This is a genomic window from Deltaproteobacteria bacterium (assembly GCA_028818775.1).
Lineage (GTDB): Bacteria > Desulfobacterota > Binatia > UBA9968 > JAJDTQ01 > JAJDTQ01.
Genome location: JAPPNE010000186.1, coordinates 1 through 10,001 on the forward strand (window position 1 = coordinate 1; position 10,001 = coordinate 10,001).

8 protein-coding genes are annotated in these 10,001 nt (G+C 66.2%); 6 read left to right on the forward strand and 2 right to left on the reverse strand.

Annotation, left to right across the window (positions count from 1 at the left end; translation table 11 throughout):
- Nucleotides 1-896, forward strand: an 896-nt coding sequence (locus OXU42_19035) for a Rieske 2Fe-2S domain-containing protein (protein ID MDE0031481.1), incomplete at its 5' end; no start/stop codon positions are given.
- Between the two features lie 22 nt (nucleotides 897-918).
- On the opposite strand, the gene OXU42_19040 is transcribed toward OXU42_19035, so the two are convergent.
- The gene (locus tag OXU42_19040) at nucleotides 919-3,207 is read right to left on the reverse strand and encodes an MMPL family transporter (GenBank protein MDE0031482.1); all 2,289 of its coding nucleotides are present in this window, start codon (nucleotides 3,205-3,207) and stop codon (nucleotides 919-921) included.
- A 224-nt stretch (nucleotides 3,208-3,431) separates the two neighbouring features.
- On the opposite strand from OXU42_19040, the gene OXU42_19045 reads away from it, so the two are divergent.
- From OXU42_19045 to OXU42_19055, 3 genes are all read left to right on the forward strand, one after another.
- Entirely contained in the window at nucleotides 3,432-4,469 is a 1,038-nt protein-coding gene (locus tag OXU42_19045; protein ID MDE0031483.1) for a methyltransferase domain-containing protein, read from the forward strand.
- A gap of 91 nt (nucleotides 4,470-4,560) precedes the next feature.
- Nucleotides 4,561-5,598, forward strand: a complete 1,038-nt coding sequence (locus OXU42_19050) for a hypothetical protein (protein ID MDE0031484.1) — start codon at nucleotides 4,561-4,563, stop codon at nucleotides 5,596-5,598.
- Between the two features lies 1 nt (nucleotide 5,599).
- The gene (locus tag OXU42_19055) at nucleotides 5,600-7,273 is read left to right on the forward strand and encodes a thiamine pyrophosphate-binding protein (protein MDE0031485.1); all 1,674 of its coding nucleotides are present in this window, start codon (nucleotides 5,600-5,602) and stop codon (nucleotides 7,271-7,273) included.
- An 11-nt stretch (nucleotides 7,274-7,284) separates the two neighbouring features.
- Here the strand turns inward: OXU42_19055 and OXU42_19060 are convergent, their stop codons facing one another.
- A complete protein-coding gene (locus OXU42_19060) occupies nucleotides 7,285-8,196 on the reverse strand; it encodes an NAD(P)-dependent oxidoreductase (protein MDE0031486.1) in 912 nt (303 codons plus the stop codon).
- 144 nt (nucleotides 8,197-8,340) lie between these two features.
- Here OXU42_19060 and OXU42_19065 point away from each other — a divergent pair, with 144 nt between their 5' ends.
- Both OXU42_19065 and OXU42_19070 read left to right on the forward strand, forming a co-directional pair.
- Nucleotides 8,341-9,633, forward strand: coding sequence for an MFS transporter (locus OXU42_19065; GenBank protein ID MDE0031487.1), 1,293 nt, complete (start codon nucleotides 8,341-8,343; stop codon nucleotides 9,631-9,633).
- Nucleotides 9,634-9,655: 22 nt separating this feature from the next.
- Nucleotides 9,656-10,001: amidohydrolase (locus OXU42_19070; protein ID MDE0031488.1), on the forward strand; the 346-nt coding region annotated here is incomplete at its 3' end.

Here is a 10,001-nt window from a genome sequence, read left to right on the forward strand (position 1 = left end):
GGCGCGTCTGCGTTGCCGAATCGGTTTGCCCGCACCTGGGCTCCGATCTCGGCCCCGCAGCGGGAGGGTGCGTACGCGGCGGCCGGCTCGTCTGCCCCTTCCACGGCTACGAATTCGATGCCACCGGCCAGTGCGTCGCCACTCCCTTTGCCCCTCCACCCAGGACCGCCAGATTGCGAGTCTTCGCGACGCGGGAAGTTCTCGGCCTGATCTTCGCCTGGTGGGGGATTGGGGGGCGGGAGCCGCAATGGTGCCTGCCCGCGGAGCCGCCGGATCAAGCCGACTGGAGCGGCTTCGAGATCAGGACCTTCCGTTTTCCCGGCCATCCCCAGGAGACATCGGAAAACTCGGTGGACTTCGCCCACCTGCGCTACGTCCACGGCTACGACGACGTGAATCCCGCCCAGGAGGTGTCCGTGGACGGCCCTTTTCTCGAGTCTCGTTTCGATTTCAAGACGACTCGAACCATCGCCAAGGTGGCAACACTCACCCTGGACTTCTCGGTCAAAACTCGTGTCATCGGACTGGGCTATTCGTTCGTGGAAATGCGTGAGCACTCCATCGGGATGGATGGGCGCCTTTGGGTGTTGGCGACGCCGGTTGACGGCACGCTCATCGACCTGTCTCTGGTTTCGCAGGTGCGGGAGTTACGCAAGCCGGGGCGGAAGATCGTCGGCCTGGGGTTCCTCCCGGTGGGGTGGCGGGCCTGCCTCCTGAACAAGTTCATCGCGTCTATGCAACGGCACGATGTCCTGCAGGACGTGGTCATCTGGAGCCGCAAGCAATATCGAGCGCGCCCGCGCCTGTGCGCTTCCGACGGCAAGATCATGCCCTTCAGGCATTACTGCGCCCAGTTCTATCCCGATCCGCGCGAGTCCGACGAGCCCCTTCCCTGACTTCCGTGCCGGGAAAACCGGGTCATGTCTTCCGGTCGATGGCCATCAGCAGGGGCGGAAGGAACAGCAGATCGAGGACCAGCGCGAAGCCCAAGGTGAGCGCAACCAGGAGGCCGAGCATCCAACTGATGGCGAATCCCGACGTGGCGAACACCAGGAAGCCCAGCACCAGCATCATGGTCGTGGTGAAGCACGCGCCGCCCACCGAATTGAAGCTGTAGCGCACCGCCTCGGGCGAGGTAAGGCCCTCGCGACGCGCCTTCAGGTACTTGGCCATGATGTGAATCGTGTCGTCGACGACGGTGCCGAAGGCGATGGCGGTGACGAGGGACCCGGCCGGCCCCACCTCGCTGTACAGGTAGCCCCACACGCCGAAGGCCATGGCCGAGGGGATGAGGTTGGGCACGAGGCTGATGAGGCCGAAGCGCACGCTTCTGAAGATCGCGATCAGGATCAGCGAAATGACGATCATGCCGGTGACCGTCCCCCACAGCATGCTCAGGGTGTTCCGTATGGCCAGGTGGGCGAACACGAGGCTGTACCCCGATGCCTCGCTGGCAAGGTCGGGCGCGTTGGCGCGGAGCCAGTCCTGACCGCGAACTTCCAGCGCGCGCAGTTCTTCGGATTTCAGCCGGCGGAGCGTGACGGTCATGCGCGTCGCGGACTTGGCGACGTTGATGCGGTTGTTGAGGTCCATGCCGAAGGGAACCGATAGCTCGTACAGCAGCAGGTACTGCGCCGCAAGCTGGGAGTCTTCGGGCAGCCGGTAGAAGGCCGGGTCGTCGCCGTGCATGTTCTTGTTGAGGCGCTTCATGATGTCCGTAAACACCTGGACGTGCGCGACTTCCGGCTGGGCGCGGTACCATCCGGCGAAAGCGTCCACCTTGCGCAGATAGTCGGGATCGGTGATGCCGCCGTCGCGCCCGGCGTTCAGGCTGTACTCCAGCGTTTCCACGCCGGTCAGGTTCTCGATGACGAAGTCCGTATCGCGCCGGAACTCGTAACGCTTGTCCAAATGAGTGGTCCAGTTGTCCGTCAGCTCGACGCGCGGCACGCCCGCCACCAGGGCGACCGCCACGGCGGCCACGGACCAGAGCAGGAGCGTGCGGCGCGCCACCACGAAGGCGCCGAGGCGATCGAAGAAGGCGGAACCCCCGGCGCGTGCGGCGCGCGCCCGCAACGGCAGGACCGCGAGCAACGCCGGCAGCAGCGTCATGGAATACACGTAGGCGACCAGCATGCCGACGGCCACCAGGTTGCCGAGGATCCGGAACGGCGGCGAGTCCGAGGCGTTCATGCTGAGGAACCCGATCATCGTCGTGGCCGTCGTGAGGAACACCGGCCAGGCATTGTCCCGCAGCGATTCGGCGATGGCCGCGTCCCGGTCCAGACCCTGGCCCATGCCGGAGTTGGCGGTCCCGATGATGTGGACCGAGTCGCAGATGGCGAGGGTCATGATGATGAGAGGAATGCCGGAGTTGGCGGCGTTGAGCACCAGCCCGGTCCAGCCGATGACGCCCATGGTCGAGGCGACCACGAAAATGAGCAGGGTGATGATGCACAGCGTGCCGAACAGGGAGCGCAGGAGGAACGCGCCGACGACCACGATGACGAAGAAGGCGGCGGGCGCGAGAATCCCCATGTCGTCCTGGGCCGCTTCCGTCAGGACCTGGTTCACGAAGACGTTGCCGGTCACGTGATAGGCGATGTCCGGATGGGCTGCCTGGGCCTTGGCCAGGAGGCCGCGGAGATAGTGGTAAGTCTGTATCTCGGCGGCGTCCGAGTGCTCGGGCAAGGTGAAGCTGATCACCAGTCCGGCAACGCGCCCGTCGCGGGAGACGAGACGGCCGGCGACACTGGGCTCGCCAAGCGCGATCTTCCTGATCCGCGCGAGGTCTTCATCGCTCAGCGATGCCGCGTCTTCCACCAGCCGCTCGACGTTCAGGTCGTCCTCGATCGCCTCGCTGTGGTTGTAGTTGACAAGGGAGTCGACCCGGCTGGACCAGGGCACCTCCCACGCGGCCTCGGTCAAGTCCTCGATGGCCACCAGCGCCTCGCGGGTGAATACCGACCCGCCCTTGGGCGCCACCGCGATCACCGCCGCATTGGTGGCGGTGTAGGTATCCTCCAGGGCGTCGAACGCGACGAGCTGAGGATTGTCCTCGTCGAGCATGTCGCGCCAGTCGTTGGAGATGTTGAGGAACTGGACGCCGGCCGTCATGACCAGCATGACCGCTACGGACGCCAGGAGGACCAGCCATCGGTAGCGCAGCAGGAACGCGGCGTAGCGGTCCGGAGACAGGGAGGTCATGCTTTCGTTGTCGGGCAGTTTTCGAGCGCTTCTGCGTTCACGTCGCTGCAATTAACACGTCAGACTCACCGGCGTCAAATCAAGCCTTTGTTCAACGAGGCCGCGGGCTTCGGCCGACTTTCTAGATTTTCTATTCTAAAACACGATGTTACTTGAGGCTTGTTTGATTGAATGCCACGTCGCAGGCTTCGTGCCGTACACGGCGGTGGAGTCATGACTACACCATGCAACTAGGCAGACTATTCAACTCGCTCAAGCATGCACCCCGCGGGGCGGACATCGCCCGACGCAGGAGAACTTTCGACGGCTGGATCGACGGAGAGGCGGAGACCGGCGGCGCAGGCGCGCGCGACCATACCGAAACGGTGAAAGGCTACTATGACCTTTGCAGTGACCTCATGGTCTTCGGCTGGGGTGAATCCCTGCACTTCGCGCCCCTGACGCCGCGGGAGAGTCTGGAGGAATCCGTCATCAGGCATCAGCGCTTGATGATCGCCAAGCTGGAGTTGCGGCAGGGCATGACGGTGGTCGATGTCGGCTGCGGGATCGGCGGCCCGCTGCGTCGGGTTGTGCGTGAGGCCGGTGTCAAGGTTGTGGGGATCAACAACAGCGCAACTCAGCTTGCAAGGGCCAGGACGCTGACCGGTGAAGCAGGGCTCGACCACATGGTCGATTACGTAGAGTGCAGTTTCATGGACATGGGCGCGATCGAAGACAATACGTTCGACAGGGGCTATGCCATCGAGTCGACGTGCCATGCGCCGGACAAGCAACGTGCGTTCGCGGAGATATTCCGCATCCTGAAACCCGGAGCCCTGTTTTGGGGCCAGGAGATGTGCCTGACGGACAAGTTCGATCCGGACGACAGCCGGCACCGGACCATCAAGCAGGGTCTCATGCGTCACGTTGCTCTGCGGGATATCGCGACCACGGGCGAGGTCGATCGCTCGCTTGAGGCGGCGGGATTCCATGTCATCGAGGGGATCGACCGAAACGTCAGGGAGGGGCCATCCACACCATGGTATCAGCCCATGGAGAATCGACGGGGGACGTTGAAGAACGCCTTCTCCTTCTACAGGACTCCGTGGGGCCGCAAGGCGGTCTTCGCGATCCTGAAGCTGACCGAGGCGCTACGGCTCTTTCCCAAGGGCTCCGCGGAAGTATGCCGGTTCCTGGATCAGACCGCGGACGCCTATGTCGCGGGCGGTAGCTCCGGGGTCTTCACACCGTTGTACTGCTTCCTCGCTCGCAAACCCGTTTAAGGGGCGCGACAGCCCACGTCCCGTGTTTGCCCCCGGCGGTCAAATGGGGTAGGGCTTTCAACGCGTGACGACCCCCATGAGGAGGATGCCCATGTACTTCAAGACACTGTGCGGTTCGTTGCTGGTGCTTCTGGGAATGGCGGGCTTGTCCGCGACGGGCGCCGAGGGCTCGTCCGCCGCCGACTTCTACCGGAACAAGACGATGCGCATCATCGTCGGCTACACGCCCGGCGGCGCCTTCGACACCTACTCCCGTCTTGTGGCGCGGCACATGCCAAGGTATCTCCCCGGCAACCCCAAGTTCATCGTGCAGAACAAGCCGGGGGCCGGGGGCTTCGTGGCGGCGCGCAGCGTCTTCACGGTGGAGCCCAAGGACGGCACGGTGTTCGTGAGCACCAATCAGGGGCTGGTGCTGCAGAGCGCTATCGGTCGCAAGGGCATCGACATCGACATGGGCAAGTTCAACTGGCTGGGCGCGGCCAACAAGCCGCGCGGCGGCTGCGTGGTGCGCAAGGACCTGGGCATCGACGGCATCGAGGACGTCATCAAGCGCGAGGTCACCACCGGCACCAGCACCCCCGGTTCCATGGGCTACGACATTCCCGCGGTGCTGAACGCGGCGCTGGGGACCCGGTTCAAGATGATCACGGGCTACCGGGGCATCGCCCCGGTGCAGGCCGCGCTGCTGCGCAAGGAGGTGGACGCCTTCTGTCCGGCCGATCCCCTGGCCGGGGTCCTCGCCACGACCCTCCGGGGCGCGGATGCGGCAGCCAAGGTGATCGTGATCATGGGCGAGGAACCGTCGGACGCGCCGCTCCTCAAGGGGGTGCCGGCCGCGGGCATGCTCGCCAAGACGGCGGAGCAGAAGGAGATGCTGCGGGCCATCAACGCCCCCTTGAGCATGGCCTTCCCATGGGCCGTGGCGCCCGAGGTCCCGGCGGAACGGGTCAAGGTCCTGCGCGACGCCATGGAGAAGACCTTCAACGACGCCAGGTTCCGCGCCGAAGCCGAGAAGGCCAAGATGGGCGTCCACTTCAGCAACGGCGACGAAGTGAGCCGGATAGTGGGTGGCATGGTGAACGCCCCGGCGGAGACCCTGGCCAAGCTCAAGGCAATCCTCGGGAAGTAGCGTGGATCGGCAGAGCCGCAGGATGTCGGGCGGCCACGCGGTGGCGTGGTCCTTGCGCAACGAGGGCGTGCGCCACGCCTTCTCCGTGCCGGGCGAGAGCTACATCGCCCTGCTGGACGGTCTTCGGGACGTCCCCGAGATCACCCTGATCACCAACCGCCACGAGGGCAGCGCCTGCCTCATGGCCGAGGCCTACGGCAAGACCACCCGTACGCCGGGCGTGTGCATCGTCACCCGCGGTCCCGGCGCCACCAACGCCAGCATCGGGGTGCACCTCGCCAAGTACGACTCCACGCCGCTGGTCCTGCTCATCGGCCAGGTGGCGCGGGCGCACCGGGGCCGGGAGGCCGGACAGGAACTCGACTACACGCACTTCTTCGGCAGCATCGCCAAGTGGGTCATCGAGATCAACGACCCGCGCGAGGCGCCGCGCATCATGGCGCGGGCGTTCCACGTGGCGCGTTCGGGCCGCCCGGGTCCGGTGGTGGTGTCCCTCCCTCGGGACATGCTCGAGGAAGAGGCGGACATCACCATGGTGGACCCTTATCCCGAGGTCCGGCCGAGCCCGGACCCGGCGCAGATCCGCGAAATGGTGGAGCGCGTCAACCGGGCCGAGAGGCCGGTGCTCGTGGCGGGTTCCGGCGCGCAGTACGCGCGCGCCCGGGACGAGCTCGTGGCCTTCGCCGAGAAGTTCCAGATGCCGGTGCTGAGCGCATTCAAGCGCCAGGATGTGTTTCCCAACACGCACCCGCACTACGTCGGCAACCTGGGCAGCCGCAACAACCACTCGCGCCGGATCGTGGATGACGACGCCGACCTGCTGCTCATCGTCGGCTGCCGGGTGAATCAGCAGGTGTCCGGCAATTACCGGCTGCCGCACCCGGGGCTGGCGACCATCCAGATCGACGCCGACGCCGGCAACATCGGCCAGAACTTCAGCCCGGACATGGCCGTGCTGGCGGATCCGCGCAAGGCCCTGTCAGCGGCGCTGGAGTGCGACGGCGCCGCTCCCAACGAAGCCCGCGCCGCCTGGATCGCCGACTATCACGTCCAACAGCGCGCCTACGCCACCCCGCCCGAGCGCCCCACCGGCGCCGTCTCCATGGAACGGGTCATGGCGGACATCAAGGCCACGGTGCCGGCGGACACCATCCACACCCACGACGCCGGGAGCTTCGGCGGCTGGGTGCAGCGCTACATCGAGTTCGACCACGCCGATTCCTACATCGTTCCCAACCTCGGCAGCATGGGTCCGGGCGTGCCCGCCGCGGTGGCCGCCAGGCTGGCCCATCCCGACCGCACCGTCATCGCCCACGTGGGCGACGGCGGCTTCCTCATGACCGGTCAGGAGATCGCCACCGCGCGCCAGTACGGCGTCAAGATCATCGTGATGGTGTACGCCAACGGCTCCTACGGCACCATCCGCATGGACCAGGAGGCCCAGTACCCCGGCAGGAACTACGGCACCGACCTCGTCAACCCCGACTTCGCCGCCCTGGCCAACGGCTACGGCGCCCTGGGCATCAAGGTCACCCGCGACGACGAGATCCTGCCCGCCCTCAAGCAAGCCCTGGCCGCCCCGGGTCCCGCCCTCATCGAGGTGCTGACCGACCTGGAGTACGTCTCCCCGACCACGACGCTGACGGAGGCCGCCGCCTCGGGGCGTGTGACGTAACCGGGCGTGCGTTACTCCCGGTTCAACTCGGCGATGTAGTCGCGCAGACCTGCCTCAAGCTTGTACTCCGGCGCGTACCCTAGCTCGTCGCGCGCCCGGGTGATGTCCATTTGCGGCCGCTTGGGCGTCAGCGTGCCCCGGCGCATGCGGATGTCCGGGAAGATCGCGTGCAGCGCCGCCTCCACGTCCGCCACGGTGGTGAGCGTTCCGCTGCCGAGGTTGTAGACGTCGTGGGCCAGCGGCGCGGTGTGCACCGCCCGCGCGATGCCGTCGGCCAGGTCCTTGACGTAGACGAAATCCACGGTCTCGTAGGCGTTGAGCACCGCCTCCTCCCCGGCCATGGCGGCCCATACCGCCTCCTGCACCGCCACCCCCGGGCCCCCGGCCACCGACCGGTAGCCGTACACGCCCGCGAAGCGCAGCAGCACCAGCTCGAACGCCTGCTTGGCCGCAAACGTCCTGAGCACGTGCTCGCACGCCAGCTTGGATGCGTTGTAGACCCGGCCGCGGCCGTCCTGGGGCGAGTCCTCCCGCAGCAGCTCGCCGGGGTCGGCGTCCTGGTACACCGCCTGGGTGCTGGCGTGCACCAGCCGGCGCACGCCGGCAAGCCGCACCGCCTCGGCCACGTTCAGGGTGGCCACCAGGTTGACCTGGAACCCCGCGTAGAGGTTCGGAATGTTGGACTCGCCGACCGACGCGGCCAGGTGGATGACGCACTCGGGCTTCACCGTCAGGAAGGCGTCCATCAAGGCCGCCAGGTCGCAGATGTCTCCCCGGATCAGTGGCAGGTCCTTGCCGGTGACGTGCCGGATGTAGTCCGGCTTCGGCACCACGTCGAAGAACGTGACCTCGTCACCCTGTGAACTCAGTTCCGCGGCCACGTGGGAGCCGATCAGGCCGGCCCCGGTGATCAATACGCGCATGGTTTCTCCTTTTCGCTACGTGCTGACGCCCCTTGCCGTCATTCCCGCTTCCGCGGGAATGACGTAACCGGTACGCTGTTGCCTGACGAGTCTTGACACAGCGGGGCGCTTCCCATCAACCACCAACCCTGCTACCCGTGACAGGTGGTTACGCCGGGTCCAGCACATCGCGCACGCACACCGGGAAGGTTTTACTACGGCTGGTACATCGTCGCCGTCGGCTTCATCGCCAACGTCGGCTCCTCGTTCGCTCTTGCCAGCACCCTGAGCATCTTCCTCAAGCCCATGACCCTGGACCTGGGGGTGTCCCGCGGGGTCTTCTCCATGCTGCGGTCGGGCGAGGGGCTGATCGCGGCCTCCATGGCTCCCATGGTCGGCTCGCTGGTGGACCGGCACGGCAGCCGGTGGCTGTTGACCGCGGGCGCGATGGTGGCGGCTGTCGGCTACCTCTTGCTGAGCCAGGTCGAGGTCTTCTGGCAGTTCGTGGCGGTGCGCTGGACCCTGGTGACCATCGGCGACGGGCTGATCGGCTACATGGTCGTCAACGTGATGATCGCCCGGTGGTTCGTGGTCAAGCGCGGCCGGGCCATGGCCTTTGCCAGCATGGGCATCGGCTTCGCCAAGGTCGTCATGCCGTTCCTGGTGGCGCCGCTGCTGGTGTGGCTGGGCTGGCGCTACACCTGGGCGGTCTTCGCCTTGTTCACCGTGGCGCTGGTGGTGGCCCCGGCCTTGATCTACGTCCGGCGCTCCCCCGAGGACATGGGGCTCCATCCCGACGGGCTGGAGCCAGGGGCGATGCCGGAGGGGAGGACACGGCGGCCGGGGGCGCAGGCGGCGAGCGAGACCCGTACCTGGAGCCGGTCGGCCGGTATGCGGACCCAGGCTTTCTGGCTGATCGTGGCTGTGTTCGGCGTATCCTCCGTGGGCGTCACCGGCCTCAATCTGCACGTGTTCCCCTACATCACCGACCTCGGCTATTCGAACCCGGTTGCCGCCGGCGCCATGGCCGTCATCGCGTCCATGCAACTCAGCTCGCCGTTGGCCTGGGGCCTCATCGCCGATCGCATGGACGTGCGCTGGACGACGCTGGCCAAGTTCCTGATCCAGGCGTCGGGTCTTGTCCTGGTCATCACTTCCGATTCACTGTTGCTGGTGTATGTCGGCTTTTTCTTTTACGGGGTCGGCCTCGGTGGTAACATGGTGCTGCCTGACCTCATGTGGGCGCGGTTCTTCGGCCGCATGTCCATGGGCAGGATCCGCGGCCTGGGGCTTTTTCTGATTCACGGGTTTGCGGCGATCGGGCCGCCGTTCTTCGGTTTTCTTCACGACTGGCAGGGCAGCTACACGGTTTCCTTTGCCATCTTCGCCGTGACGCTGGTGATTTCCGGGTTCCTTAGCCTGTTCATCATCGCGCCGGTCCGGACCGATACCGCGTAACGCCCCGCGAGGAGCATCGCTCATGGTCATCGACGTTCACACCCACATCGTTCCCGAGGACTTCCCGCCGGCAGGCAACCGCGCCGCGGGCAACCGCTGGCCGTCCATGGACCGCACCGGTGCGGAAACCGCCAAAGTGATGATCGCCGGACGGAACTTCCGCACCGTGCTCGACCGCTGCTGGTCGGTGCCGCGCCGGCTGCGGGAAATGGCCGCGGCCGACTACGCGGTGGACCGTCAGGTGCTGTCGCCCATGCCGGAGCTTCTGGCCTACCGGCTGGACCCGGAGGACGGGCTTGACCTGGCGCGGTACCTGAACGAGGTGCTGATGCGCATGGTGGACGAGGCGCCGGACCGCTTCTACGCGC